At 64.9% G+C, this 25,573-nt stretch carries 24 protein-coding genes; 12 read left to right on the top strand and 12 right to left on the bottom strand.

The window, feature by feature from the left end; translation table 11 throughout:
• The first annotated feature begins 11 nt into the window (after positions 1 to 11).
• Both EIO58_RS00865 and EIO58_RS00860 read left to right on the top strand, forming a co-directional pair.
• The gene (locus tag EIO58_RS00865; RefSeq protein ID WP_127817810.1) at positions 12 to 1,187 is read left to right on the top strand and encodes a homogentisate 1,2-dioxygenase; all 1,176 of its coding nucleotides are present in this window, start codon (positions 12 to 14) and stop codon (positions 1,185 to 1,187) included.
• Positions 1,180 to 2,322: an alpha/beta hydrolase gene (locus EIO58_RS00860; protein ID WP_127817809.1), complete on the top strand. Its 1,143-nt coding sequence runs from the start codon at positions 1,180 to 1,182 to the stop codon at positions 2,320 to 2,322. The genes EIO58_RS00865 and EIO58_RS00860 overlap by 8 nt, the downstream gene beginning before the upstream one ends.
• A gap of 27 nt (positions 2,323 to 2,349) precedes the next feature.
• Here the strand turns inward: EIO58_RS00860 and EIO58_RS00855 are convergent, their stop codons facing one another.
• Positions 2,350 to 3,117 (bottom strand): IclR family transcriptional regulator, encoded by a 768-nt coding sequence (locus EIO58_RS00855; RefSeq protein WP_127817808.1) that lies wholly within the window; start codon positions 3,115 to 3,117, stop codon positions 2,350 to 2,352.
• 82 nt (positions 3,118 to 3,199) lie between these two features.
• On the opposite strand from EIO58_RS00855, the gene EIO58_RS00850 reads away from it, so the two are divergent.
• The 7 genes from EIO58_RS00850 (at position 3,200) to ppsA (ending at position 11,993) form a co-directional block, all read left to right on the top strand.
• Entirely contained in the window at positions 3,200 to 4,186 is a 987-nt protein-coding gene (locus EIO58_RS00850) for an NAD(P)/FAD-dependent oxidoreductase (RefSeq protein ID WP_127817807.1), read from the top strand.
• Positions 4,183 to 4,512, top strand: coding sequence for an indolepyruvate ferredoxin oxidoreductase subunit alpha (locus tag EIO58_RS00845; protein WP_127817806.1), 330 nt, complete (start codon positions 4,183 to 4,185; stop codon positions 4,510 to 4,512). The genes EIO58_RS00850 and EIO58_RS00845 overlap by 4 nt, the downstream gene beginning before the upstream one ends.
• A complete protein-coding gene (locus tag EIO58_RS00840; protein ID WP_127817805.1) occupies positions 4,512 to 5,945 on the top strand; it encodes an aldehyde dehydrogenase family protein in 1,434 nt (477 codons plus the stop codon). The genes EIO58_RS00845 and EIO58_RS00840 overlap by 1 nt, the downstream gene beginning before the upstream one ends.
• Positions 5,942 to 7,201: a cytochrome P450 family protein gene (locus EIO58_RS00835; RefSeq protein WP_127817804.1), complete on the top strand. Its 1,260-nt coding sequence runs from the start codon at positions 5,942 to 5,944 to the stop codon at positions 7,199 to 7,201. The genes EIO58_RS00840 and EIO58_RS00835 overlap by 4 nt, the downstream gene beginning before the upstream one ends.
• Positions 7,202 to 7,328: 127 nt before the next feature.
• Complete coding sequence (locus EIO58_RS00830; RefSeq protein ID WP_127817803.1) at positions 7,329 to 8,381, top strand: ABC transporter substrate-binding protein; 1,053 nt, start codon at positions 7,329 to 7,331, stop codon at positions 8,379 to 8,381.
• 312 nt (positions 8,382 to 8,693) lie between these two features.
• Entirely contained in the window at positions 8,694 to 9,554 is an 861-nt protein-coding gene (locus tag EIO58_RS00825) for a pyruvate, water dikinase regulatory protein (RefSeq protein WP_127817802.1), read from the top strand.
• A gap of 54 nt (positions 9,555 to 9,608) precedes the next feature.
• A complete protein-coding gene (gene ppsA, locus EIO58_RS00820) occupies positions 9,609 to 11,993 on the top strand; it encodes a phosphoenolpyruvate synthase (RefSeq protein ID WP_127817801.1) in 2,385 nt (794 codons plus the stop codon).
• A gap of 271 nt (positions 11,994 to 12,264) precedes the next feature.
• On the opposite strand, the gene EIO58_RS00815 is transcribed toward ppsA, so the two are convergent.
• On the bottom strand, positions 12,265 to 12,639 hold the full coding sequence (locus EIO58_RS00815; RefSeq protein ID WP_127817800.1) for a winged helix-turn-helix transcriptional regulator: 375 nt from the start codon (positions 12,637 to 12,639) through the stop codon (positions 12,265 to 12,267).
• 93 nt (positions 12,640 to 12,732) lie between these two features.
• Between EIO58_RS00815 and EIO58_RS00810 the strand changes: the two genes are divergently transcribed.
• From EIO58_RS00810 to EIO58_RS00800, 3 genes are all read left to right on the top strand, one after another.
• The gene (locus EIO58_RS00810) at positions 12,733 to 13,587 is read left to right on the top strand and encodes an SDR family oxidoreductase (RefSeq protein ID WP_127817799.1); all 855 of its coding nucleotides are present in this window, start codon (positions 12,733 to 12,735) and stop codon (positions 13,585 to 13,587) included.
• Between the two features lie 714 nt (positions 13,588 to 14,301).
• Positions 14,302 to 14,799, top strand: coding sequence for a hypothetical protein (locus EIO58_RS00805; RefSeq protein ID WP_127817798.1), 498 nt, complete (start codon positions 14,302 to 14,304; stop codon positions 14,797 to 14,799).
• Positions 14,783 to 15,340 carry a nuclear transport factor 2 family protein gene (locus tag EIO58_RS00800; protein WP_127817797.1) on the top strand — a complete coding sequence of 186 codons (558 nt, stop codon included), beginning with the start codon at positions 14,783 to 14,785 and terminating at the stop codon, positions 15,338 to 15,340. Before EIO58_RS00805 ends, EIO58_RS00800 begins: the two co-directional genes overlap by 17 nt.
• A gap of 54 nt (positions 15,341 to 15,394) precedes the next feature.
• Here the strand turns inward: EIO58_RS00800 and EIO58_RS00795 are convergent, their stop codons facing one another.
• The 10 genes from EIO58_RS00795 to EIO58_RS00750 form a co-directional block, all read right to left on the bottom strand.
• Positions 15,395 to 16,207 carry a sugar phosphate isomerase/epimerase family protein gene (locus EIO58_RS00795; RefSeq protein ID WP_205789057.1) on the bottom strand — a complete coding sequence of 271 codons (813 nt, stop codon included), beginning with the start codon at positions 16,205 to 16,207 and terminating at the stop codon, positions 15,395 to 15,397.
• A gap of 88 nt (positions 16,208 to 16,295) precedes the next feature.
• Positions 16,296 to 17,294, bottom strand: coding sequence for a phosphotriesterase family protein (locus tag EIO58_RS00790; protein ID WP_127817795.1), 999 nt, complete (start codon positions 17,292 to 17,294; stop codon positions 16,296 to 16,298).
• Between the two features lie 28 nt (positions 17,295 to 17,322).
• On the bottom strand, positions 17,323 to 17,733 hold the full coding sequence (locus tag EIO58_RS00785) for a cupin domain-containing protein (RefSeq protein WP_127817794.1): 411 nt from the start codon (positions 17,731 to 17,733) through the stop codon (positions 17,323 to 17,325).
• Positions 17,734 to 17,765: 32 nt separating this feature from the next.
• Positions 17,766 to 18,653 (bottom strand): hypothetical protein, encoded by an 888-nt coding sequence (locus EIO58_RS00780; protein WP_127817793.1) that lies wholly within the window; start codon positions 18,651 to 18,653, stop codon positions 17,766 to 17,768.
• Positions 18,654 to 18,683: 30 nt separating this feature from the next.
• Positions 18,684 to 19,412: an ABC transporter ATP-binding protein gene (locus tag EIO58_RS00775; protein WP_205789055.1), complete on the bottom strand. Its 729-nt coding sequence runs from the start codon at positions 19,410 to 19,412 to the stop codon at positions 18,684 to 18,686.
• The gene (locus EIO58_RS00770; RefSeq protein WP_127817791.1) at positions 19,399 to 21,090 is read right to left on the bottom strand and encodes a branched-chain amino acid ABC transporter ATP-binding protein/permease; all 1,692 of its coding nucleotides are present in this window, start codon (positions 21,088 to 21,090) and stop codon (positions 19,399 to 19,401) included. The genes EIO58_RS00775 and EIO58_RS00770 overlap by 14 nt, the downstream gene beginning before the upstream one ends.
• 1 nt (position 21,091) lies before the next feature.
• Positions 21,092 to 22,021 (bottom strand): branched-chain amino acid ABC transporter permease, encoded by a 930-nt coding sequence (locus EIO58_RS00765; RefSeq protein WP_127817790.1) that lies wholly within the window; start codon positions 22,019 to 22,021, stop codon positions 21,092 to 21,094.
• 55 nt (positions 22,022 to 22,076) lie between these two features.
• Positions 22,077 to 23,384, bottom strand: coding sequence for an ABC transporter substrate-binding protein (locus EIO58_RS00760; RefSeq protein WP_127817789.1), 1,308 nt, complete (start codon positions 23,382 to 23,384; stop codon positions 22,077 to 22,079).
• 92 nt (positions 23,385 to 23,476) lie between these two features.
• The gene (locus EIO58_RS00755; protein ID WP_127817788.1) at positions 23,477 to 24,487 is read right to left on the bottom strand and encodes a phosphotriesterase family protein; all 1,011 of its coding nucleotides are present in this window, start codon (positions 24,485 to 24,487) and stop codon (positions 23,477 to 23,479) included.
• A gap of 212 nt (positions 24,488 to 24,699) precedes the next feature.
• Positions 24,700 to 25,476 (bottom strand): IclR family transcriptional regulator, encoded by a 777-nt coding sequence (locus tag EIO58_RS00750; protein ID WP_127817787.1) that lies wholly within the window; start codon positions 25,474 to 25,476, stop codon positions 24,700 to 24,702.
• Between the last annotated feature and the right edge of the window lie 97 nt (positions 25,477 to 25,573).

Below are 25,573 nucleotides of genomic sequence, written 5' to 3'. Positions count from 1 at the left end.
GGCGGTCGAACATGCCCTACTTCCGCACGATGGGATCACTGCCCACCAAGCGACGCACCCTCTTCCCCAAGCCCGACGGTGGCTACTATTCCGAGGAGCTTGTGGGTGAGGAAGGATTCAGCTCCGACCTCTCCCACGCGTATCACGTGAATCCCCCGACTGCGATCGTAAAAGCGGAGCGGGTCGAGCGTGACCCGATCGAAACGACCGAGAACTGGCCGCTCATCCCGCGCCACATCCGCACAGGCGAGATCTCTTCGGGCTCGGACGTTGTGATGGGCCGGGTACCGCTCTTGACCAACAGTGACGTGACGATCGGTTTCGTCACCGCCACGGAGTCGAGCGAACTGTACCGCGATGCGAGCGGCGACGAGTGCATCTACATCTACCGAGGCTCCGCGACCCTGCGATCGATGTTCGGTCCTCTTGAGGTGAAACAAGGGGACTACGTCGTGATCCCTGCGGGTGTCGTGCACCAGTGGGTGCCCGGCGAGGACGGCGTCGACGCGCTGACGATCGAATCGAAGGGCCACATCAAGCCCCCGCGGCGTTACCTGTCGAAGGCCGGTCAGTTCCTCGAGATGGCCCCGTACCGCGAGCGCGACCTGCGCGGGCCGGTGGAGCTGCCCGAGCCGGAGGTCGGCGAGGCCGATGTCATCGTCAAGCGCGACGGTCTCTTCAGCCGGATCACCTATCGCTTCCACCCATTCGATCTCGTCGGCTGGAACGGCATGGTCTACCCGTACGCGTTCTCGATCTACGACTTCGAGCCGATCGTGGGCCGCATCCACCAGCCGCCGCCCGTACACCAGACGTTCGAGGGTCCCGGCTTCGTGCTGTGCTCGTTCGTCCCGCGGCTGTCCGACTACGACCCCGACGCGGTCGGCGGTCCCGCCGCACACATGAACATCGACTCGGATGAGGTGATGTTCTACGCAGGCGGCGACTATGCCGCGCGTTCTGGATCGGGCATTGGACTCGGCTCCATGTCACTGCACCCGCTCGGGTGGACACACGGTCCGCAGAAGCTCCCCGACGGCAAGCGCAAACCCGGAGTGATGCTCGACGAGCTCGCGGTGATGGTCGACACATTCCAGCCGCTGAAACTCACCTCCGCGGCTCTCGCCGTTGAGGATCCGTCCTACGTCACCAGCTGGGACCGCTCGTTCGGGGGCGCGAATGGCTGAGCCCGTCCGCGACCTCCTGGCGGTGCCACAGGACTTCACCAGCGGTCGCATCGACATCGCCTCCGGCGTCGCGCGGATGAGCGCGACACTGTGGGCGACGCGCTGGCAGGATCCGGATGCCGACGTCGACACCGCGGTGGTCTTCGTGCACCCGACATCGAACTTCATGGGGCACTACGCCCTCCGCTCGATCGCCGCGCGCGGCCTGGCGGCTATCGGGATGGCCACGCGGTATGCGGGCAACGACAGCGCCCTCATCACGGAGAACTGCCTGCTAGACATCGGGGCAGTCGTGCGGTACCTGCGTGAGGATCTCGGGTATGCGAAGGTGCTGCTTGTCGGCAACTCGGGCGGCGGTAGCCTCGCCGCGCTCTATCAGAGCCAAGCGGAGAACCCGACGATCACGGCCACGCCGGCCGGTGATCCGCCGGACCTGACGGTCGACCGGCTGCCGCCGCTGGACGGCCTCAGTCTGGCCATGGCGCATCCCGGACGTGCCCGGGTGTACACGGACAGTCTGGATGCCGCCATCCGCGACGAGCACAACCCGTTCGATCGCGACCCAGAGCTCGACATGTTCCGTGCCGAGCACGGCCCCCCCTACTCGCCGGACTTCGTCGAGCGGTACCGAGCGGCGCAGGAGGCGCGCAACCGCCGGATCACGGCGTGGGTGCGCGATGAGCTGGCCCGGTTGGCGGAAGACCCTTCGGGTCCTGACGACCTGCCTTTCGTCGTCCATGGCACGGCGGCGGACCCCCGGTTCCTCGACGTCATGATCGATCCGAGCGACCGGGTTCCCAACACCATTCTCGGCGACCCATGGAAGACGAACTTCCTCCCGGCACGCCTCGGGCACTACTCCAGCCTGCGATCCTGGCTGAGTCAATGGAGCATCGATGACAGTCGCTCTGATGCCATCGCCGAGCTGCCGCACGTGACCGTGCCCGTGCAGATCGTCTACGGGACCGCCGACAATGCGGTCTTCCCGAGCCACGCCAAGGCGATGTTCGAGGCGATCCGCTCCGAACGCAAGGAGATGATCGTCCTCGAAGGGGCAGACCACTACTTTCGCACAACCCCGCACTTGCGTCAGGCGATGTGCGACCACATCGCGCGATGGGCGCATTCGCTGTAGCGGTCCCGCCGCAGACGCCAACCGCGCCTACGCGGGTGTCGCGGCGTCGGCGCGGTTGGCACGCATCCGCTCGGCGGCCTCGAGCAGCTCGCGGGCGATCTCGAGCCGGCGCGTGGGGTTCATCCGCGCGCTCGGCGCTGCGACCGCGAGCGCGGCGACGATCTTGTTCGCTACGCCCGTCACCGCAACCGCCACGCCGTCGACGCCCACCGTCGATTCCTGACGGCTGGTCGCCCACCGACGCTTGCGCGTCGCTTGCAGTTCGACCATCAAGTCATCGAAGTCCGTGATGGTGTGTTCCGTGAGCGCGGGCAGACCTGTCGGGAAGAGACGACGGAGGTGGTCCTCGGTCGCGTTCTGGAGGAGGATCTTGCCGCCGGCGGTCGCGTGCACAGGGAGCATCCGACCGATACCCCCGCCGACCTGCAACGCGTGTTCAGCCTCGATGGAGCTGATGCACCGTGAGAAGCGCCCCTGCAGAACGAGGAGCTTCACCGTCTCGCCGATGCGCGCGGCGGCATCCGCCATCGGCTGGTTCGCACGCCGCTGAACATCGAAAGTTCCCATCGACGACAGTCCGACCGCGACCAGGGTCGCGCCCGGGTGATACACGCGCTTCAACGGGTCGCGTTCGGCGAATCCCTCCGTCACGAGCGTGGACAAGAGGCGATGGGCGGTGGACTTGGCCACGTCGAGCTCCTTCGCCACCTGCGTGACGGTGAGCGTCGCGTTCGTTCGGAACATCTGCACCACCCGCAGCGCGTTCACCACAGAGTCCAGCGTTGGATTCCGCATGCAAGAACTTTACACCTGGCGCGCGCTGACCTCGTCGGAGTCGACATAGCGTCAGTGCATCTCAACGTCGAGGAGCGCAAACGTGAGTGATCAGGCAGATGTCCTCATCGTCGGTGCGGGGCCTGTGGGCCTCTATGCCGCCTATTACGCCGGGTTCCGCGGCATGTCGGCTATCGTCGTCGACTCGCTTCCCGAGGTGGGCGGACAGATCTCCGCCATGTACCCCGAGAAGTACCTATATGACATCGCCGGGTTCCCCCGGATCAAGGGCCGCGAACTCGTCGAGAACCTCACCGCCCAGATGTCCGTATTCGCACATCCGGTGCTGCTCGGCGAGCAGGCGGTGTCTCTTGCGGGCGAGCTCGGTGACTTTGAGCTCACGACCGCTTCCGGCCATCGTTTTCATGCCCGGTCGGTCGTCATCACCGGCGGCATCGGCACCTTCACGCCGCGGCGACCACCGGTCGCGACAGAGTACGAGGGCCGTGGCCTGTCCTACTTCGTCAAGGATCCCGAACTCCTCCGGGGCGCGGACGTCGTGGTTCTGGGCGGCGGCGACAGCGCCGTCGACTGGGCGCTCACCCTCGAAGATGTCGCCGGATCGGTCGCACTGGTTCACCGGCGAGACCAGTTCCGCGCTCACGAACACTCGCTGGCGCTCCTGCGTGCGTCGCGAGTCGAAGTGCTGACCAGCGCGCAGATCGCAGCCGCGTACGGGGAGGACGTCCTCAACGCGGTCGACGTCGTCTGCGCTGGTGAGACGCTTTCGCGCAAGGCCGACCATGTCGTGTCCGCACTCGGCTTCATCGCCGACCTCGGTCCCCTGACGGAGTGGGGGCTGGAAATGAGAGAACGGCACATCGCCGTCGATCCGCACATGTCGACCAGCCGCCGCGGCGTGTATGCCGCGGGCGACATCAGCGACTTCGATGGCAAGGTCCGGCTGCTGGCAGTCGGATTCGGCGAGGCCGCGACCGCGATCAACAACCTCGCGGTCGCACTGCGGCCGGAGCTGTCGCTCATGCCCGGCCACTCGTCCGACCAGGTCACATCAGGAGCGCTCGTATGAGCTACTACATCACAGACAACTGCCTCGACGTGCTCGACCAGTCGTGCGCCGAGGAATGCCCGGTCGACTGCATCTACGTCGGCGATCGGCGCGCCTACATCGATCCCGTCAAGTGCATCGACTGCGGGAATTGCCTGCAGGTGTGCCCCGTGAAGGCGATCGGCAAGACGCCCGCCCTAGACGACGACAGCAGGACGGCCCTGAACGACAACAACGAGTTCTTCATCGAGATCCTCCCGGGGCGCACCGAGCCCCTGGGCAGCCCGCGCGGATCGCTTATCACGGGGGAAATCGGCGTCGACACGGCACGAGTAGGAGGACTGTAATGCGCAACGTAGCGGATGGCGTCGAGGTGGGGACCGACGCAGGACGGGAAGTCGAAGACCCGGCGACACTCGAGGTGGTCGACAGCGTCGAGGTTTGCGCGCCGGAGGGGATCGACCAGACCGTGCGAGCGGCGCGCGCGGCGTTCCCGGGCTGGGCCGCCTCCGGCGAGGATCGGCAGGCCGCTTTGACGCGCGTGTCTGCGGTGCTCGCCTCGCACGAGGATGAGCTCGCGATCTTGCTCAGCCGTGAGCAAGGCAAGCCGCTCGCGCAGGCGTATCAGGAATTCCGCGGCAGCCGTCGGATCCTCGACTGGTACGCGGCGCTCGCCGACGCCGATGAGATCCTGCGTGAGACCCCCGAAGAGAGGGTCCTCACAAAGCTGACGCCGATCGGTGTCGTGGGCATGATCACCCCGTGGAACTTCCCGATCACGATCCTCGGCATGAAGCTGTGGGCAACGCTGCGGGCGGGGAACACGACCGTCATCAAGCCGGCGTCGACGACACCGCTCAGTACGCTGCGCATGGTCCAGCTCATCGCAGAGGTGCTTCCCCCCGGTGTGGTGAACACCGTAACCGGGAGTGGCGCCGTCGGACAGCATCTTGCCTCGCATCCGCTCGTGGACAAAGTGTCGTTCACCGGCTCAACCGAGGTCGGCCGTGAGGTGATGCGTGCCGCCACCCCCGGGCTCAAGCGACTTACACTGGAACTGGGCGGCAACGACCCCGCGATTCTTCTCGACGATGTGGACCTCGACGCGGCCCTGCCGATGATCTTGCGCAGTGCGTTCCACAACGCCGGCCAGGTGTGCCAGGCGATCAAGCGCGTGATGGTGCCCCGGCACCTGTATGGGGACGTCGTCGACGGACTCGTCACGCTCGCGAACGAGAGCTTCGTCGTGGGCCGCGGGCTGACGGAAGGTGTCACGATGGGGCCGGTGAACAACTTCGCCCAGCGCGAGACGGTAAGGGGGCTCGTCGCCGACGCGCGTAAGCGCGGGGCGATCGTCCACACGGTGGGTCGTCGGATCGACGCCGACCTTCCTGGCTACTTCCTCATGCCGACGATCGTCGCCGGTGTCGAGGCGGACTGGCCCCTCGCCGCGACGGAGCAGTTCGGTCCGTCGTTGCCGCTGGTCGCCTACGACGACCTGGACCGCACGATCGCCGATCTCAACGCCGGAGAATTCGGCCTCGACGCGTCAGTGTGGGGACGTGACGAGGATGCTGCGATCGACGCGAGCCTGCGGCTCGAGGTCGGGCAGTCCTTCGTGAACACTCACGCCGGCCCGCCTGACCCACTGATCCCGTTCGGCGGCGTCAAAGGAAGCGGCTTCGGGCGGGAGCTCGGACTGCAGGGCCTCGAGGAGGCCAGCCAGCTGCGCGTCCTCAAAGTGCACCGGGCTTCCGTGCCCGCGACCGTCGGCCGATGAGCGCGGCGCTCGTTCCGCCGACGGCCTCGTTCTCCCTCGACACTTGGGGATTCGAAGGGTCCGCCGATCCGTTCCCCTACTACGCGCGGCTACGTGAGTACGGGCGCGTAGTGCGCGTACCACGCACCGGTGTAGACAACTACGTCATCACGCGGTTCGAGGACGCAATCGATGCGCTCCAGGATCCGAGGCTTCTGAAGGATCCGCAGCGGATGCGCGATGTGTTCGAGAGCTCGGGCGTGCATCCCCAGCAGTCCGGGTTCGTGCTCAGCGGAAGTGCGCACCGACACCTGCTCAACACAGATCCTCCTGATCACACGAGGCTCCGTCGTCTCGTTTCCCCGGCGTTCACTCCGCGACGCATCGGCGCCCTGCGTCCGCGAATCCAGGAGATCGTCGATGGACTCCTGGACGGCATGGAAAAGAAGGACGAGCCGGATCTCATCCAGGACTTCGCCTACCCGCTGAGCATCACCATGATCTGCGAGCTGCTCGGCGTGCCCGCTGCCGATCGGACGGGGTTCCGAGAGTGGTCATCGGCTGCAACCACACCTGGCATCGCCTCCACTGCCGCAAGGGATTCCGGTGCTGCTGCTCTGGAGGACTACCTCGTCGAGCACATCGCCGCCAAGCGCATTGCAATGGCCGGCGTGTCCGACCCCGCGCAGGCGCCCGACGTCCTCTCGGCGATGATCGTGTCCCAGACGTCAGACGATCGCCTCAGCGACTCCGAACTCGTCGGGATGGCATTCTTGCTCCTGATAGCGGGCCACGAGACGACCGTTGGACTGATCGGGTCGTCTGCGCTCGCTCTATGCCGCCGCAGAGATCAGCGCGAATTGCTCCTCGCGGACCCGTCGCTCATGCCTGGCGCGGTGGAGGAGTTCCTCCGTTTCGATGGGCCGGTGCTCCGCTCGACGGGTCGCGTGGCCGCGGAGGACATCACGATCGCAGGGCACTTTATCCCGGCCGGCAGCATCGTGTCCATGCTCATCGGCGGAGCGAATCACGATCCCGAGGTCTTCGCCGACGCCGACGAACTAGACATCACGCGTGAAATGGAGCGGCACGTTGCCTTCGGGCAGGGCGTGCACTTCTGCCTCGGAGCACCGCTGGCGCGCCTGGAGGCACAGCTCGCGCTCGGGACACTGCTCGAACGGTTTCCCGACTACGACCGCACGATCAGCGACGCCGAGTTGCAGTACATGCCGACCGTCATCCGCGCGCTGGCGTCCTTGCCTGTCGCGCTGCGCTGACCGCATCCGTCGTCCCTTATGCCGGAACAGTCCCGCCATCGTAACGCGAGGACGCGAGCAGGTCCTAGGCTCTCGCTACCAGGTGTCCGGGGGGGACATAACCGCCCCCGCTGTCGAAGGAGATGACATGGCACGTCGATTGAGCAGACCCCACATCGCAGCCAGCACCGCGGCGCTTGCTCTTGTCCTCGCCGGCTGCGGTTCATCCGCGCAATCAGTTCCTGCCGAAGGCAGCCGGGAGTCGGCAGCGGGGCCGGCGAGCGGCCAGGTGACGCTCTACTCTCCGGCGGCAGGCGAGCTGACCGACGTGTACGCGGCTTTCAATATGGAGCACCCGGACATTGAGATCAATCCGGTACGTCTCGTCGGCCAGGAACTCGGTACACGTGTGCGCAGCGAGGTGACCAGCGGCCAGCAGGTCGCGGATATTGTCATCACCACGACGACATCGGCGTTCGGCCCGTGGGGAAGTGAGGACACGGCGGACTGGTTCGAGCCCTTCCTGCCCGAGGGGGCATCCCTACTGGCCGCGGACGCCGTGAATGAGGAGCAGGGGTGGTTCGCGCCCTTCAGCTCGGGCTTCGGCATCGCATACAACTCGGACACGCTCGACGAGGCGGACCTTCCGACATCCTGGGACGACGTCATCGATTCGAAGTGGCGAGGCCAACTCGTGATGCCTGATCCGCGGCAGCTGTCGCTCAGCTCCATCTCGATCGCCGCACTCCTGGATGCGGGCGTGATTGACGAGTCCTGGCTGGACGACCTTGCCGCGCTGGACCCACGCATCGTCGACGGCGGCCCCGCGGTCGGTCAGTCGATGGGGAGCGGCGAGTCCGGGCTGGGATTCTGGGGCACGGGCTTCGTTACGAACGCGGCCGCAGCGGGGTCTCCCGTCGGCTGGACGGACGTTCCGCCGACGCAGAGCATGAATGCGGCAGTTCTGCTCGCCGGCGCGCCCAATCCCGACGCGGCCAAAGCTTTCCTGAGCTGGCTGATCAGCGAGAACGGCCAGGCGGCCCTGGCTGCCGCTGGATACATCCCGCAGATCGAGGGTGCGACCCTGCCTGATCTCATCACAGAGGAAGCGCTCGCGGAGTCGACGGTTATCCCTCCGTACGAGGACATAGACCCGGCGATCCAGGACGTCTTGGCCCGGTTCGACGAGTTGCTGGGCTGATTGACAAGGCACAAGCTTCTTAAACGATGCGGACGGGCCTTTGCGTTGCTGCTCCGTCGGCGGGACGCCTCACTGGTCGAGTGCGGGAGCGGGTCGTTACACCGCGAAGCGTTCCGGCCCCGTCCTAAGCCGCCTGCGGACTGGGCATACGCCGCCTCGGCGCGATGAAGACCGATGCCGTCGGGCTCCAAACTGAGGCGGGTTATCAGACCGTCAATTTCGATCAAATTCTGCGCTGTAAACCTCGGTAAGAGTTGGGGAGTTCGACATAGGTTGGATCGACCTATTCAAGACAACCCCGAGACCGACACCATGAACTCAATCACGACCGGCTTGTTCGCCGCCTCCAGCGAGACCGAACCACCTTCGGCGCGAGCGGCGTTCTTTGTATCCGACAGTACGGGCATTACCGCGGAGACTCTGGGGAGCGCGCTGCTGGCGAATTTTCCGGGTGTGCCCATCGCCCGGCAGACGATTCCTTTCATCGACACGGTCGACGGGGCCCGTGCCATTGCCCGGGACATCCAGGAAGTCATCGGGGCGGGGGGGCAGCCGATCGTCTTCGCCACAGTGAAGTCCGTCGCGATCCTGGGGCAGCTCCAGGTGCCTGGCGCGGTCGTGATCGACCTGTTGAGCGGACACCTCACCGAGCTGGAGGACGCCCTGGGGACGACCAGGTCGGAGCAGTTGGGTCAGTTTCACGGGGTGGGGGATATCGAGCGCTACTTCGCTCGCATGCGGGCCGTCGAGTACGCGATCGAACACGACGACGGTCAGAGCAGACGTGGGTTGGACACCGCTGACGTGATCATCATCGCTCCGTCCCGATGCGGGAAGACACCGACCACGATGTACCTGGCTCTGCAGTACGGGCTTCTCGTGGCCAACTACCCGCTCACAGACGACGACTTCCCGACCGAGGACCTCCCGCGAACCGTGAACGCCCACGCGTCCAAGTGCTTCGGGCTGACCACGACGCCACTGAGGTTGAGCCAAGTGAGGCACGAGCGCCGTCCCAATTCTGCGTACTCGAGTCTTGCCCAATGCACGCTCGAGCTCCGTCGAGCCGAAGACCTGTACCGGCGCAACGGCGTGCGCTTCCTCAACTCGTCCACGAAATCGGTCGAGGAGATGTCAGCGGTCATCATGCAGTCCATGCACCTCCGCAGCTGACCCGGCGCGGTACGCATCCCTCTCACCCACATGATCAGCGATCAGGAGTCCCCCATGACGAACATTCTCTTGTACAGCGAGGTCGGCATGGCCGATGTGGCGCAGGTCGGCGGGAAGAATGCCTCCCTGGGGGAGATGGTCTCCCATCTGTCGGACGCAGGTGTGAGGGTGCCTGGTGGCTTCGCGACGACCGCCGACGCGTATCGTGAGTTTCTGGCGGCGAACGGCCTTCACGATCGGATCCGTCACGCTGTCGAGGGCGTCGATGTGGCGGATGTCGCCGAGCTGTCCCGGGTCGGGGCTGCGATGCGGGAGTGGATTCTGGCGCAGCCATTCCCTGCAGCGTTCGAGCAGGACATCCGGCGTGCCTATGCGCGGCAGGTCGCCGGTGATGCGGAACCGGAGTTCGTGTCATGGGCGGTGCGCTCGAGCGCGACCGCCGAGGACCTTCCGGATGCCTCCTTCGCTGGCCAGCAGGAGACCTTCCTGAACATCAGCGGGATCGAGAACATCCTCCTCGCTATCCGCCATGTCTTCGCATCGCTGTACAACGACCGCGCCATCGCCTATCGGGTGCATCACGGGTTCGATCACGACGACGTCGCGCTCTCGGCTGGAGTTCAGCGCATGGTCCGATCAGACATCGGAGCCTCCGGTGTGCTCTTCACTGTGGATACCGAGTCGGGCTTCGACCGGGCAGTCTTCGTCACCAGCTCCTATGGTCTCGGCGAAGCGGTGGTGCAGGGCGCGGTGAATCCGGACGAGTTCTACGTCTACAAGCCGGCGCTGCGCGCTGGCCGCCCCGCGATTCTCAAGCGATCCGTAGGCGAGAAGGCCGTGAAGATGGTGTACGCCCACGGCCGTCATGTCGGGGGGAGCACCGTGTTCACCGATGTCGCTCCGCGAGAGCGCGCGCGGTTGAGCATCTCAGACGCCGAAGTCGAGGAACTCGCGCGGCAGGCCCTCGTCATCGAGGAGCACTACGGGCGTCCGATGGACGTCGAGTGGGGAAAAGACGGCGTCGATGGGGAGTTGTATATCCTGCAGGCGCGTCCGGAGACCGTCGTCTCCCGTGCCGAGGGAAATGTCATGCGCCGGTTCGTGCTCGAAGAGGCGGGTGTTCCGATCGTGGATGGGCGAGCGATCGGCCAGAAGATTGGCGCCGGACCGGTACGGGTGATGACCTCGATCGAGCAGATGGATCAATTCCGCAAGGGCGAGGTGCTCGTCGCTGACATGACCGATCCCGACTGGGAGCCGATCATGAAGCTTGCATCGGCGATCGTGACCAACCGCGGCGGCCGGACCTGCCATGCGGCGATCATCGCGCGTGAACTGGGCATTCCCGCCGTTGTGGGCGCCGTCGAGGCGACACGCGCCCTCACCGATGGGCAGGAGGTGACGGTCTCCTGCGCGGAAGGTGACACCGGGCTCGTCTACCAGGGGATCCTGAACTTCACCGAGGCGATCACCGAACTGGACGCCATGCCGGAAAGCCCCGTGAAGATCATGCTGAATGTCGGCACCCCAGATCAAGCGTTCTCATTCTCGAAGTTGCCCAATCGGGGCGTCGGACTGGCGCGACTGGAATTCGTCATCAACCGGCAGATCGGCATCCACCCCCGGGCGCTTCTCGAACACGAAAGCCTCCCCGCTCCGCTGCGCGATGAGATCGCCGAGCGCATCAGCGCTTATGCCTCGCCGCGCGAGTACTTCGTGCGACGCGTCGCCGAGGGAATCTCGATGCTCGGCGCCGCGTTCGCGCCCGAGCCCGTCATCGTCCGCCTCTCCGACTTCAAATCAAACGAGTATGCCAACCTCCTCGGCGGCGAGCTGTACGAACCGCATGAGGAGAATCCGATGATCGGCTATCGCGGGGCATCCCGGTACATCTCGGACGACTTCCGCGCCTGCTTCGACATGGAATGCGAGGCGTTGCGATACGTGCGCGACGAGATGGGACTGACCAACATCGCCATCATGGTGCCCTTCGTCCGCACGCTAAGCGAAGCGGCTGCGGTGATCGACCTGCTCGCCGAGAACGGACTCCGGCGTGGTGAGAACGGGCTGCGCGTGATCATGATGTGCGAATTGCCCTCAAACGCGGTGCTCGCTGACGAATTCCTGGAGTACTTCGACGGGTTCTCCATCGGGTCCAACGACATGACGCAGCTCACGCTCGGACTCGACCGCGACTCCGCGCTGGTTGCGGCGACGTTCGACGAGCGAGACCCAGCAGTGCTCAAGATGCTTTCACTGGCCATCGACGCCTGCGCCCGCGCCGGCAAATACGTCGGCATCTGCGGCCAGGGTCCCAGCGATCACCCCGACCTCGCAGAATGGCTGGTCGAACAGGGCATCGAATCGATGTCGTTGAATCCCGACACCGTCGTCGAGACGTGGCTGCGATTGTCCAAGCAGCAACTGACGACCGTCTGACGCCGATCGTCACCGCCTCCGATCAACCGGCTCCGATCGATTCCGCAGCGTTCGGAGGACAACCCTGACGAACGTATTCGGCTGAGTAGGAGATCCAAAAAGGCATGTGGACTTGAACTGCCGATGCCTTCCGAGCCATGGCAGAAGTACGTTCTCGACTGGAGGCACAGCAGTCACCCGCCGGTACGCTCACCTCGTCACGGCCCACGGCGAGGTTTCCCGCCGATCGTTCGTGGCGCCCGGCGTGACTGGAACGCGCTCAAGTCCGTGGTCAACGGGCCGACGAACTCCCGACCATCGCGTCGGCGTGGTCGGCAATCCACGCGACGAGCGGGAGCATCTGCTCCATGAGGTCGCGGCCGAGCGGTGTGAGGCTGTACTCCACGTGTGGCGGAACGCTCGGCAACGAGTCCCGGTGCACGAGTCCGTCAGAGGCGAGGGTGCGCAGCGTCGACGCGAGCATCTTCTCGCTGATGCCGTCGACCTGTCGGCGCAGCTCGCTCCACCGCAGCGTTCCGTCAGAAAGCGCGCAGAGCACGAGCACGCCCCACCTGCTCATGATGTGGTCGAGGACGACGCGCGTGCCGCAGCCCTCCCCGAAGACACCGTCCCGAGGCGCGCGATTCTGCGCGGAACTAACCATCATGTCAGTACCTTACCCAAAAGTGGGTACCGATCTTACGGAAGGTAAACGGGAGATGCCCCGTTGTCGTGGAGGACCCCTGAGAAAGGACTCCTCATGACCATCCTCATTACCGGTGCCGCGGGCCAGCTCGGTCGCCTCGTCGTCGACAGTCTCCTCGCTCGCGGTGTCGAGCCATCGGCCGTCCGCGCGGGCGCGCGCGACGTCGCCAAAGCCGCTGACCTGGCCGACCGCGGCGTGCAGGTCGTGGCACTCGATTACGACGCTCCCGAGACTGTTGCGGCGGCCGTCGATGGCGTCGACGCCATGTTGCTCATCTCGGGCAGTGAGGTCGGCAAGCGCGCGGCGCAGCACCAGGTCGTCATCGGTGCAGCTCGTGTCGCAGGCGTCGCGAAGCTCGTCTACACGAGCGCGTCGAATGCGGCGACGAGCAACCTCGTACTCGCACCCGAGCACAAGGCGACCGAGGAGGCCATCGCGGCGTCCGGCATCCCCGCGGTGATCCTTCGCAACAACTTGTACACGGAGAACTACGTCGCCGTCGTGGCACGCGCGAGGGAGACCGGCGTCATCGCCGCGAGCGTCGGCGAGGGCCGCGTCGCCTCTGCGAGCCGCATCGACTACGCCGTGGCCGCGGCTGTCGCGCTCACCGAGGACAGGCACATCGGCCAGGTCTACGAGCTCGGTGGGGACGCCGCGTGGAGCTTCGACGAGCTCGCCGCCGTGACCTCAGACCTGACGGGCCGAGAGGTTCGCTACATGCCGCTCACGACCGCGCAGCACACCGCCGCACTCGAGACCGCCGGGCTCGACGCCAGCACGGTCGGCTTCGTCACGGCGCTGGACGCGAACATCCGTGACGGCGCACTCGCCGAGACCGACGGCACGCTCTCGCTCCTGCTCGGTCGCCCTACGACGCCCCTGGACGAGGGCTTGCGCGCGGCGCTCTGAGCGTCAGCGGCTCGTCCGGCCCGCTCTGGGTCTCTCGAGCGGGCTGGACGCGCCGCCGAAAGCGTCGGCCGCGGGCGAGGTCGTCCGGGACCCGCTGATCTACCGCGGCGACCTTCACGAGATCTATGCCGAGTGGCGCACCGTGTTCGATTCGTACGAACCACTGCCGCACGGGCGGAGGCCGAGGCCGGGGTGCACCCTACGCGCATCCACCTCTGCTCGGGGCCCAGAAGCCTCGGTCAGGCGTTCAACTTCGATGTTCTCGTCGCGGAGTAGAGGTTGGCGTACGAGGACCGAGCGGTTGCCTACCCCCTTTCGCGGCTCCACCCGCAGTCGGAGAATAGCTTCGCCAAGAACGTCGATCGTGACCAGACGGTCCGCCGAGAGCCCATTTCTGACACATGACACCGAGTAGTTCAGAGGGCTCAACGGCTGGCACTGCTTGTCTACGGATCAGAGGGTTAGGGGTTCGAGTCCCTTCGGGCGCGCACTGTGTTGAGACAGTGAACCTCGAGAGCCCGCGGATTTGTCGGCGACGGTTGAAAACGAGGCCATAGCGACGGCTTGCCTTCCAGCGGTCGTCGCAATGGCCTACTTTTCGAACGTCGTCGACAGGATGTCCGCGGGTTCTCGTTTTACCCTGCCGGCCCGCACGTGGCGTCCACAGCACGCCGCCCGCATCACGCGCCATGCCGTTCATCCATTTCGGACAGCATGCGGCGCACGTTCGTCGAGGTCCTATCTTCGACGGTGATCATGGGAGCAATGATGACCTCGGACCAGCGTGCAACCGTCGAGAACTTGGAGAAGTTCTTCGTCTCCTACGTTGCGGCATTCAACTCTCGCGACGCGTCTCGAACCGCCGAGCATGTGTACACACCCTGCTTCGACCTCCACGTCGTCGACGGCCGTCCTGGCCAAAGCATCTTCGCGTCGAGCGCCGAAATGGCCGCTCACTTCCAGGATCAGATCGATCGCATCTCCGAGTTGGGTTGGGCTGGCACCTCTCGAGTGCTCCGTACGCGGATCACCCTCCTCACCGAACGGACAGCGTCAATCCTGGCGGACTTTGAGCGGCGCACCACAGATGGGGCATTCATCGAGGGTGGCAGGGTCATCTACTACCTCCTGAACGAGGCCGGAGACTGGAAGATCTCCGGTTACGCCCACGTCGCGGAAGGCTACCCTCGCCCGGATGATGCTGGCGGGTGAACGCCCCCGTTCGGTACTGACGAACATCGCGCGCGCGGCATCTTCGCCGATCGCACGATGGGCTGAAGCGAACCGTACTCGGATTCGTCGCAAACATCATCGCCGTACCGAACGAGGGGACACCATGGCCGCTGTGCCTCAAAATGCGAACGAGAAGAAGATGGTCGAGTTTCTCGACCTCTGGGTGAAGTCGGATGTCGACCTGCTCATGCCGTACTTCCATCCCGACTGCGTCTACACGGACATGCCGTATGAGCCTCGACGCGGGGAGAAGGAGATCCGCGACTTCATCGCGTACTGCTTCACGACGCTCGATCTCGACATCGAAACTCTTCGCATCGCCTCGAGAGGCAACTTTGTTTATACCGAGCGCATCGAACACGTCACATTCCACGATGGACGCAAAGTCGACGTTCCGCTTGCGGGCGTCATGGAACTCACGGACGACGGCTTGCTGATCAACTGGCGGGAGTACTTCGATGCGCGCGAGGTCGAGGGAAATCCTGCGCCCGAATCATTCCGCAATTCGCAGGGGGACTGAACGCGGCATGAGAACGAAGGGCGGTCCGGGTCAGCCGGACCGCCCTTCGTTTCGTCACTCTCCATTCGATTTCCGAATCACGTGAGCGGTGGTCTCGAACGCAAGGCGCGCCGCCTCATCCAGGGGGAGGGTGCGGTGCGCCGACGAGATGATCTCGACACCGAAGGGACCCTGGAACCCCGCTCGACGGACCGCCTCCACGAAGGCACGCACGTCGAGGTCGCCCTGGCCGCACGGCAGTCGACGATCGAGGGTGTCATCGAGAAGGTCTCCGACCGGGTCTCGGGCCGCGTCATTGAGCTCCACCGCGAACACGCGGTCTGCCGGAAGGCGCGCGACGTCCCCGTACGGCGTGCCCGAGCGTGCGACGTGCCAGATGTCGATGCACAGTCCCCCGTTCGCGCGCCCGGCGGCGTTCACCAAGGCCAGTCCGTCCGCCGGCGTGGCAACCGTGGTGAACGGCATGGGTTCGATCGCGACGTTGAGGCCGGTGGCGGCAGCGACGTCACACAGTTCGGCGAATCTCTCAGCGAGCTGCGCGTCGTCGACCGGATGCGGCGGACCCCCGCATTTCAGATGGCGCGCTCCGAAGGCTTCAGCCGCGTCGAGCAGGACATCCCGGACGCGGTCCGATTCGATGCGAGCGTCGCCGTCGGCGAACCAGTCGCCGAGCATCTCGACCTCGACGTCCACGATCCCGCTCGCGTCCAGGCGCTCGGCGATGTTCTTCAGCCCGTAGCGCTCTAGCGAGGCTTCGAGGTCCTGGAAGGAGAAACCCATACCGACGAAACCCGCCGCGCTGGCCGCCTCGATGCGGTCATACAACGGGAAGGGACTCACTTCGGAAAGGCCGGGACGCAGCGGCACCGCGTCGCCGGCGATCGTCCAGTAGGAAGCCAAGAGGCGGAAATCACTCACGGTTCGCACTTCCTCGCAGCGGGGCGCAGGTGGAGAGTCATCGCTCGAAGTAGCGACGCGGATTATGGATGAGCATTTCGTCGACCTGGGCCTGCGTCACTCCGCGGTCGAGAAGCGCGGGAACAGCCTGCTGAGAGACGACAAGGAACGTGAGGTCCTTCTCCAGGCGGTTGCGTGGTTCGCCCGGCGGGTAGAAGTCGGCGAAAACGAAGTTGTCGTGAGAGAGCGTGATGCGGTCCGAGTATCCCTCCTCGACGAGGGCGACGATCGTGTTGATTCGATCACCAAAGGTGAACCCGCCGAACTCCTCACCGCCGTGGCCGAAGCGGTCCATGCCGAGGATGGATCCCCGATCTGCCACGGCCCGCAGATAGTCGACATCCTTGGTGTCACCGGAATGTCCGATGATGACGCGTGGGAGGTCGACCCCCTCCGCCTCCAGGACGTCCTGAGCCAGCAGGCCGCTACGCGAGTGGGAGTCCGTGTGCACCGTGACGGGTGCTCCCGTTGCGAGGTGTGCCTGCGCCACCGCGCGGAGGATGCGTTCGATGTCCGGCGTGAGTCCATGGGTGTCGATGGCGCACTTCAGAAATGAGGCCCTGATATCCGTCCCCGCGATACCTACAGTGAGGTCGTTTACGAAGTGGTCGACCATGAAGTCGGCTGGCTGCCCCGGTGCACGGTCAACGTCGTAGCCGAGGCCGGGGCCCACGTAGGTGAAGGGGAAGGGTACGTCGCGGTAGGTGTAGATCCCCGTCGCGGGGATGATGTTCAACTCCACGCGGTCGGCCACGGCCTTCATCCGGTGGATGAAGCGGCCGAGACCGAGGACGGTCGGGTCCATGATCGTGTCGATGCCTGCGGCTTTCAGCTCAGCCAGCTGCTCGACGGCGGTTTCGATCATGTCCTCTTCGACGAAGTCGGGACGGTAGTTGTAGCGATACTCCTCGTTCAGGACGAAGAGGTGCTCATGCACGAGGACGCGACCGAGCGCGGAGCTGTCGATCGTGCCCGTGAGGGTGGAGACTGCAGTCATATCAGGGGTTCTCTCGTTCGCGGGTGGGTCAACGGTCGAGTTCGGCCGCGCGCTCGGGCACCGGAATGTGTCCTGTCCTACCTTCGAGCATGAAGCTCGTCGCGAAGGACAGTGCGCGGAAGGACCCGTCCTCCTCGCTCGGCCAGATCGAGTGCACGGCATTCCGAGGAATGTGGACGAGGTCGCCCTGCTCCAGCACGCGCCTTTCTCCCTCGATCCACATCACGGCGCTGCCACGAAGGATGTAGTAGAACTCATCCGAGTCGTGATAGTGCGGTTCGAGCCGCGCCCCGTCCTTCAGCTCGAACTCGGCGACGAACTCGAGGTAGCTGCCCATGGTCTGCTCTCGAAGCTCCTCCTTGTCGTAGAAGAAGTACGAGAGGCAGGTGCCGCCATGCTCGACGATCGGGTCTTTTGACTTGAGATTCCGCACATCCATGTGTGAGCGTCCTTTCCAGGGTGGGTGGTCGGTCAGTCGATCATGTTCGTGGCGCCGGTCGCTTCGATGAGCGCAGCACGTGTGACGCCGTAGCGGCCGATCAGCGTCGGTTCTTTTCGGAAGACGAACCCGTACGTCGCCGTCGACCGGTACGCGTTGACGTGTCGGACGGCAGCCGAGAGTCCCTCCGCGGCGCCCGCGAATGCCTCACCGGTGTACACACGGTTCAGCGCGGTCGCGTCTCGGACCACGACCTCGATGAATGCCTGGTACTGCTCGGTGACGGGAATGTCGTTGTCGACGTTGGGGGAGTCCCAGTCACCAAGCATGAAGTCGTCGACGAACGTATAGCGAAGGCGGAGGACCTCGGGTAGATCGGCGAGGGGAGGAAGGAACCGGTCGCGAAGGTGCACGCGGAAGGCTTCGTGTGTGACGCCTTCAGCTCGACGAAATGCGAGGAACACGCGTAGGTGACCTTCAGTGCCTCGGGCGTAGGGGTCCGGAAGTGAATCCACGAGCGTCTTGTTCTGACCCTCGGCCGAGGTCTGAACGACCAGCGACTCGAAAATGTTCTGCTCGTCGGAGGAGAGCCGTCGCTCGGCGAAGACGCTGCCGAAGGCTGCGCTGTCCTCCACCGATGCCCAGCCGAATTCGGCGAGGCCGTCGAGCTGATACCGGTCTTCAATCTGACTGGAGATCCCGGGAAGGATAGGCCATAGGTGCCCCCGGTCGTTCTCGAGGTGGTGCTGGAAATACACGCTCAGGTGCCCACAGGCAGTGATCGATACCCCGTGCACGTCACGCCAGTATCCGGATGCGATCTCGGGCGTGAGGTCACGACGTCGTTGAGTCGGGGCGACAGAGACTATGCGAGCGAGGTCGTCACGGGCGGAGTAGTTCGGTCGGGGATGCGGGTCCATGGGAATCCTTCGTGTTGTGGTGGGTGGGGGTCAGAACAGCTCCCACAGCGAGGCGCTGCGTGCGAGGATGGCCGCGGGCTCATGCGCGATCACCCTCCCGGAACGGATCACATACGCGTAATCGGCCACGCTGAGCGCTTTGTGCACAGCCTGCTCCACGAGCAACACAGCGATCCCGCGTTCGTTCGCCAGAATGCGCAGGTCGTCGAACAGCTGGTCGACGAGGACCGGAGACAGTCCCAGTGACGGTTCGTCGAGGAGAAGTACCGACGGGTCGGTCATGAGGGCGATGGCCAGGCTCAGCATCCGTCGCTGACCACCGGACAGGGTCCCGGCGACCTGCGACCGACGCTCTTCGAGAATCGGCCAAAGACGAAGAACTTCGGCGAGGCGATCATGCGACTCGCTCGTACCGGACTTCGCCGCGAAGGCCGAAAGCCGCAGGTTCTGCTCCACGGTCAGGTCGGCGAAGACAAAGTCGACGGCCGGGATGAACGCGAGTCCCGCGCGTGCACGCTTCGCGGCGGACCAGCCGTCGATACGTGTACCCGACAGGGAGACAGTCCCCGTGCGCGCCGGCACGAGACCGAATGCGCCGGCGAGAGTGGTTGTCTTCCCCGCGCCGTTGTGGCCGAGCAGAGCGGTGATCTGTCCCTTCTCGACCGCGAGGTCGAGGTCGAAGACGACCTGTGTCCTGCCGTAGGCGAGTCCGATGCCGCGAAGTTCGAGCACAGGCTCGGCTGATTCAGTGCGCGCCAAAGTACGCCTCCTCCAGGCGAGGATCGGCGAGGAGCTCGGCCACCGTCCCCGCAGCCGTGACTGTTCCTTGCTCCATGAAGAAGGCGTGGTCCGCCAGCCGGCGAACGGCAGCGACATTGTGCTCGACGATGCAGACTGTTCGCCCCAGCTCGCGGATCCTCTCGAGCACCTCAAGGATATGTTCGGCCGATCGTCCTTCCAGGCCGGAAAGTGGTTCGTCGAGCAGCAGAATCTCGGCATCGGTCGCGAGTACCCTGGCGATGGCGACGAGCTTCTGTTGCGCAAAGGAGAGGGAGTCGGCGGGCCGGTGCATGTCCTCGACCCCGACGAACTGCAGCCACCCGATCGCTCGCGCTCGTGCTCGCCGCTCGTGGCGGGCCACCCGCCGGGGCAAGAACAAAGTGATGAACGGGTTCTCGCCCGGATTGCGCTGGTCGGACACCATCACGTTTTCCAAGGCGGAGAGGTCGCCGAATACTCGCACGTCCTGGAACGATCGAACGACCCCCTTGCGGGCCACCTTCTCGGGAGATGAGCCGGTCAACGGTTCGCGGTCGAGCAACACCTGCCCTGCGTCAGGTGTCAGGGCGCCCGTAACCAGGTTGAAGACCGTGCTCTTGCCGGCTCCGTTGGGTCCTAGCAGTGCGGTGATCCTTCCGGGAGCCAACAAGAGGGAGAGATCATTGACGGCTTTCACGCCTCCGAACCGTTTGTACACGCTTTCAACCACGAGCAGGAGTGCTGGAGGTGTGCGCGCCACCTCCCCCTCGCCCAGCGGAACGATCGCCGTCACCTCGCGGTGCGGCGGGAGGCCTTGTCGCCGGCGCTGGATGATTCCGCCGGGGCGGAATCGCAGAACCAGGATGATGAGGATGCCGAAGAGAATCGGGCGGATGATGGCCGCCACCTGCTGGTCGAAGGACAGGAGCATGATGAGGACCGGCTCGCTCATCACGATGACGAGGGTGCCGAGAATGGTGCCCGGAATCGAACCGAGTCCTCCGATGATCACCATCGCGAAGATCAGCATCGTCTGGTCAAACGAGAACAAGGTCGGCGACGCGACCGAGTAATAGCTGACCAGCAGCACCCCGCCGACCGCCGAGAAGGCGGACATGGCGGCAAACGTCCCGAGCTTGATCATGGTGGTCTGCTTGCCGAGGGACCGAGTGGCCAGTTCATCCCCCTTGATGGCGCGGAGCAGCCGACCGAAAGGAGACTCGCCGAGGCGCCAACAGACGGCGACCATGAGACCGGCGAGCACAGAGAAGAACAAGAAAGTTTCCAGCGCCGAATACGGCCGCCATCCGAACAGCCCTGGCAACGGAAGTCCGATCAAACCCAGTTGTCCGCCGAAGAACGGGCTTGCCGTGATGATCGAGACGATGAGGGCGGAGAACGCCAGAGTCAAGAGGATGACGTACTCCTCCGGTAGACGCACGACGGGAAAGCTGATGAGGAGTCCGACCACGGCTCCGACCCCGAGCGCGAGTGTCAGGACAGCCCCGAAATCCCAGCCCGCCAGGGACGTGAGGTATGCGGCGATATACCCACCGAGGGCGCCGAACCCCGTGCTGGCCACGCTGAAGACGCCGGTGTAGCCGGCCAGGATGTTCAGCGGCACGGCGAAGCTGAGGAAGATCACGGTGAGGGTGAGGTATCCGAGCCAGTAGTCCACGTCAGTTCCCTCCTGCGAAGCGCACGCGCCGGGTTGCCCGCAGTGCGTGAACGAACGGGTACGTCGCGATGGCTCGCGCGACCAAGAAGACGAACAGCACCGCGAATACGACGATCGACGTGTATTGGGTCGGTATCCACAGGGAACTCAGCGTCTGAAGGAGCCCTAGTGCGATGCCTGCCAGAAGAACCTTCCATGGCGGCGACGTCGTGCCGGCAAGGAAGGCGACGATGAATGCCGAAAAGAGCGGCTGAACGCCCATGGTGGGGCTCGCCGCGAGGTCTGCGGCTGTAAACGCTCCGACCAGGCCCGAGATGGCCGAGCCAACTGCGAACGCGCCTGCGGCGACGAGCGACGGTCGGATGCCGACGGTCTGCGCCATCACGACATTGCTCTGGACGGCTCTGACCGCATGACCCCACGGAGTCGCGGATCTTATGATGCTGAGCAGAGCGACCAGCGCGAGCAGCCCCATGGTGACCGTGAGGTCGAGCGCGGTGATATACACGGAGCCGAAGTGCATCGTCGATGCACCCATGAGAGGAAACGCGATACTCGGGCTGCTCCCTGCCCAGAGCAGCGAAATCAGGTTGGTGCCGATGATCGTCAGTCCCAGGGAGCTCACAAACACGGGAAGCAGAGACTTCTTTGCGCCGCCGCGGTCGAGCGGACGGTAGATGAACAGTTCGATCGCGAGGCCGATGGCGGCCGCGGCGACACTCGCCGCCACGAGCGCGAGCCAGGGCGGCACGGCCAGGTCGCGCACGAGCAGCGCCGCCGTGTACGCGCCGCCCGTGAAGGTGAGCCCATAGGCGAAGTGGAAGCGCCCCGTTACTCCGAGGATGAGAGCCAGACCCAACCCGAGAGCTCCCATGAGCGTGCCGCTGATGATGCCGCTGAGAACGAGCTGAGCGGTGGTGCCCAGGTCCATGATCGTCCTTTACATGATCGACGGCGGAGCGGGGAACTCGGCTCCGCTCCGAGGACTACTGCAGGGTGAAATCGCGCCCGCCGATGTTGTATGACGCGATGGGAACGACCTTCGAGCCGTCGTACGAGTACAGACCGAGGAAGCGCGAATCGACGGTGTGCGTGTCGAGATTGATGGAGAACGTGCCGGTCTCTCCGTTGCCGTAAACGGTGGGGAACACCGGATCGGCCTCGAGCGCGTCGAGCAGCTGCTGAGAGTCGCTCGGGTCGCCGCCCGCGGCGATAACTCGTTGGACCAGGAGCCAGAAGACCAACACGTCCTCGTACGCGCCCGCGGCGTAGGAGTCCGGCGGGCCTGCGTCCGGGTACGCATCCTCATAGGATTCGACGAAGTATTCACCAAGAGGGTTCCGTGCGACGGACGGGTCGAAGTACTCGGAGGCGAATTCCCAGCCCTCCAAGGCCGCGCCGGCGTTCGCAATCATGTCCGAATTGATGTCGGATCCGATCACCAGCTCGTCGGCACCCGAGTCGCGGTACTGCTTGTAGAACGCGCCGGGGTCGGCACCGAACTGCACCGTGATGACGGCATCGGCGTCCGAGGCGTTGATCTTCGAGATGATCGCGGAGAAGTCCGTCGTGCCAGCCGGAGCGATGTCGCGGCTGATGACCTCGATACCGGCATCACTCAAGGCGTCCTCCATGGCGCCTACCTGCCCGTCTACGACCTCGGGACCGTAATCGGTGAGCACGCTCGCCACCTTCTTCACATCCGGGTAGCTCGTGGTCAGGTACTCGGCGACCCCGGCATAGGTGTCCTCCGGAACGAGAGATCGCGTGCCGTAGAACCACGGCTTCCCCTGCCCGAAGCTGCCGGTTCCGCCGATCCCGTCCAGCGAGAGGATCTTGTACTGCTCGATGCCGGGCAAGGCGGCTCCGTTGACAGCCGCGAATGAGTAAATCGCCATGGGCACCCGATCCTGTCCGAGTTCCCGAGTGGCTTGTACGGCCGCTTGCGCGTCGCCAGATTTGTGATCCTTCGTGATCAGCTCGAATTGCGGCCCTCCTGCCGCCCTGACCTGAGCGATCGCCAGCTCGACAGCTCGTAGCGGACCGCGGCCGTAGTAGTTCTGGGGGCCGGTGAGCGGGAGGACAGCGCCGAGCTTCAGCGTTAGGTCTCCACCGAGGGCATCGGGGTTGGAGCCTGTAAGTTCGGCGAGCGGTGAAGAGCTCACGGAAACGGCCGGACTGGGCTTGGCCGCCTCCCCTCCGCTACATGCGCTCAAAGCGACGGCCGCTGTCGCTACTACCGCAGCGGCAAGCGCGACTCTGACCGTTCTCAAGGTCGATGCCTGGCTGTGCATGATGCCTCGTTTCTCTGAGTGATCGAGGGTCCGCGATCGCGAACTCGTAGACCGTGCGCCTCTATGCGCACGGCGCGGCGATCGGGGCTGTGTCAGGCTGTCGCGCTCCCGATGTCGCGTCCCGCGGCACGGCGGTAGGAGTCCTCGAAGTGCCGGCGCGGGTTCTCGACGAGCATCTGATGGATCTGGCCTTCGGTGATTCCTCGCTCCCGCAGGGAGGGGAGGACCTCTTCGCTGATGTAGGTGTAGCGCAAGCCCTTGAACACGCCGTTATGGGGCTCGCCGGCGGGGAAGTGATCTGCGTAGCAGAAATTGTCGTGAGAGAGGCCGATGCGATCGACGTAGCCTCGCTCGATGAGGCGGACGACGATGTCGACGCGCTGGTCGTGGGTCATCGTCGTGTGCATCCCGAACCGGTCCATGCCGAGGATGGAACCCTGATCCGCGATCTCCATAAGGTGGTCGAGATCCTGTGTGTCCCCGGAGTGGCCGACGATGACATCCCGGAGGTCGACCCCTTCCTCGGCCAGAACCCGCTGGGCGATGAGGCCGTTGCGCGAACCCACGTCGGTGTGCACCGAGATGGGTGCGCCGGTGACGAGATGAGCGCGAGCGATCGCACGCATGATGCGTTCGACGCCTTCCGTCAGCCCCGGCTTGTCGATCGCGCACTTGAGACAGGCCGCCTTCACGCTCGTTCCAGCGATCCCTTCGGTGATGTCACGGATGAAGTGGTCGGCGAGGGGATCGGGACGGTCGACGAGACGACCCGGGCCGACATGCATGAACGGAAAAGGGACGGAGTCATACGAGTAGATGCCCGTTGAGGCGAGGATGTTGATCTCAACCTGCTCGGCGACCTTGATGATGCGGGGGATGTGACGCCCTAGACCCAGGACCGTCAGATCCATGATCGAGTCGATGCCGGCCGCCTTGAGTGCCGTCAGCTGCTCGACCGCGGTGTGCTCCATGGCGGCTTCTTCGAAGTCCGGCCGATAGTTCTCGGTGTACTCGGTGTTCATCACGAACAGGTGCTCGTGCACGAGAGTGTTACCAAGTCGAGCCGCATCGATAGGTCCACGAACCGTTGCGATCTGCGTCATTGCATCTCCTCGTATACCGCTGCTCCGCGCTCGACTTCAGACGTCGGCACTGTGGCTTGCGAGCGATGCTGGCACTCCCCGGCCGACCTCCGGGGCCGGTGTTCGCGTATGCCGAACGCGCGTCCGTGACCACGACGTAGCTCACCGTCAGGCCGGCGGCGCCACGCTCGCCGCGTGGACGCCGCGGGGTCAGCGCAGCCCGCCCAACATGATCACGCGGGTACGGCCGCGGTACGGTTGTAGACCCTGAGGCTCCGGGAGATCGATGTCGACATCTCACGAACGGTCCTCAGATATCGATCGGCCCCGGGCTGCCACTCACGACGCGGCAGTACGACGCCGAGTGCTGCGACCACCTGGTCGTCGTGCGAGATCGGGACGGCCATGCAGGTCATGCGGTCGCTGAGCTCGCCGAGATCCGTCGCGAAACCGCGCTCGCGGACGCGCGCGAGCTCATCGCGGAGCGCCGTGATTCCCGTGATCGTCTCATCGGTGAAACGATCCAGCGAAGCGTTCGCCAGCGTCTGGTCGATGCGTGCGTCACTCTGCGCCGCTGCGAGCACCTTTCCGAGACTGGTGCAGTGAATCGGAGCCTCACTGCCGGCAGCGGAAGTCTGCGCGACTTCAGAGTCGACTTCCCGCCCGACTTGGCGGCCAACGAAGATCGCGCGGTCGAGATCCCAGACGGCGAGATGGGCGGAGAGCTCGGGATGAATGCCGACGAGGCGTCGCATCCACGGGGCGGCTACAGTGGCGAGCCCCTCGTTGCGCATCGCCACCGCGCCGAGTCGAACGGTTCGCCAGCCGAGGCGATAGCGGGCCCCGGGAGTCCGCTGTAGCAGTCCGATCGCGGTCATGCTGACCAAGATCTCGTGCGCCTGCGACTTCGCCAAGCCGAGACGACGAGCGAGGCGGGTGGTGCCCCATTCCGGCTCTTCCTGGGTGAATAGGTCCAAGACGGATCCCACGCGATTCACGGTTCCTAACATCAGTGTCAGTCCTCAACTGGTGGCGGCGGCCGTCCGTATCGGCTGATCAGCGCGACGTCGCGACGGCCTGCCGGCTCTGCATGTAATAGAACCCTAA

Origin of the sequence: Microbacterium sp. CPCC 204701 (genome assembly GCF_004010105.1) — a bacterium.
GTDB lineage: Bacteria > Actinomycetota > Actinomycetes > Actinomycetales > Microbacteriaceae > Microbacterium.
Note: the sequence above shows the minus strand (reverse complement) of the source record. Positions and strands in the feature narration are given on the sequence as shown.

Coding starts and splice junctions, on each gene's coding strand:
- EIO58_RS00815 (WP_127817800.1), bottom strand. CDS start 12,639: ATGATGGTTAGTTCCGCGCAGAATCGCGCGCCTCGGGACGGTGTCTTC.
- EIO58_RS00800 (WP_127817797.1), top strand. CDS start 14,783: ATGATGCTGGCGGGTGAACGCCCCCGTTCGGTACTGACGAACATCGCG.
- EIO58_RS00750 (WP_127817787.1), bottom strand. CDS start 25,476: ATGTTAGGAACCGTGAATCGCGTGGGATCCGTCTTGGACCTATTCACC.
- EIO58_RS00805 (WP_127817798.1), top strand. CDS start 14,302: ATGCGGCGCACGTTCGTCGAGGTCCTATCTTCGACGGTGATCATGGGA.
- EIO58_RS00790 (WP_127817795.1), bottom strand. CDS start 17,294: ATGACTGCAGTCTCCACCCTCACGGGCACGATCGACAGCTCCGCGCTC.
- EIO58_RS00830 (WP_127817803.1), top strand. CDS start 7,329: ATGGCACGTCGATTGAGCAGACCCCACATCGCAGCCAGCACCGCGGCG.
- EIO58_RS00780 (WP_127817793.1), bottom strand. CDS start 18,653: ATGGACCCGCATCCCCGACCGAACTACTCCGCCCGTGACGACCTCGCT.
- EIO58_RS00860 (WP_127817809.1), top strand. CDS start 1,180: ATGGCTGAGCCCGTCCGCGACCTCCTGGCGGTGCCACAGGACTTCACC.
- EIO58_RS00855 (WP_127817808.1), bottom strand. CDS start 3,117: ATGCGGAATCCAACGCTGGACTCTGTGGTGAACGCGCTGCGGGTGGTG.
- EIO58_RS00810 (WP_127817799.1), top strand. CDS start 12,733: ATGACCATCCTCATTACCGGTGCCGCGGGCCAGCTCGGTCGCCTCGTC.
- EIO58_RS00845 (WP_127817806.1), top strand. CDS start 4,183: ATGAGCTACTACATCACAGACAACTGCCTCGACGTGCTCGACCAGTCG.
- EIO58_RS00865 (WP_127817810.1), top strand. CDS start 12: ATGCCCTACTTCCGCACGATGGGATCACTGCCCACCAAGCGACGCACC.
- EIO58_RS00785 (WP_127817794.1), bottom strand. CDS start 17,733: ATGGATGTGCGGAATCTCAAGTCAAAAGACCCGATCGTCGAGCATGGC.
- EIO58_RS00825 (WP_127817802.1), top strand. CDS start 8,694: ATGAACTCAATCACGACCGGCTTGTTCGCCGCCTCCAGCGAGACCGAA.
- EIO58_RS00835 (WP_127817804.1), top strand. CDS start 5,942: ATGAGCGCGGCGCTCGTTCCGCCGACGGCCTCGTTCTCCCTCGACACT.
- EIO58_RS00840 (WP_127817805.1), top strand. CDS start 4,512: ATGCGCAACGTAGCGGATGGCGTCGAGGTGGGGACCGACGCAGGACGG.
- EIO58_RS00760 (WP_127817789.1), bottom strand. CDS start 23,384: ATGCACAGCCAGGCATCGACCTTGAGAACGGTCAGAGTCGCGCTTGCC.
- EIO58_RS00765 (WP_127817790.1), bottom strand. CDS start 22,021: ATGGACCTGGGCACCACCGCTCAGCTCGTTCTCAGCGGCATCATCAGC.
- ppsA (WP_127817801.1), top strand. CDS start 9,609: ATGACGAACATTCTCTTGTACAGCGAGGTCGGCATGGCCGATGTGGCG.
- EIO58_RS00755 (WP_127817788.1), bottom strand. CDS start 24,487: ATGACGCAGATCGCAACGGTTCGTGGACCTATCGATGCGGCTCGACTT.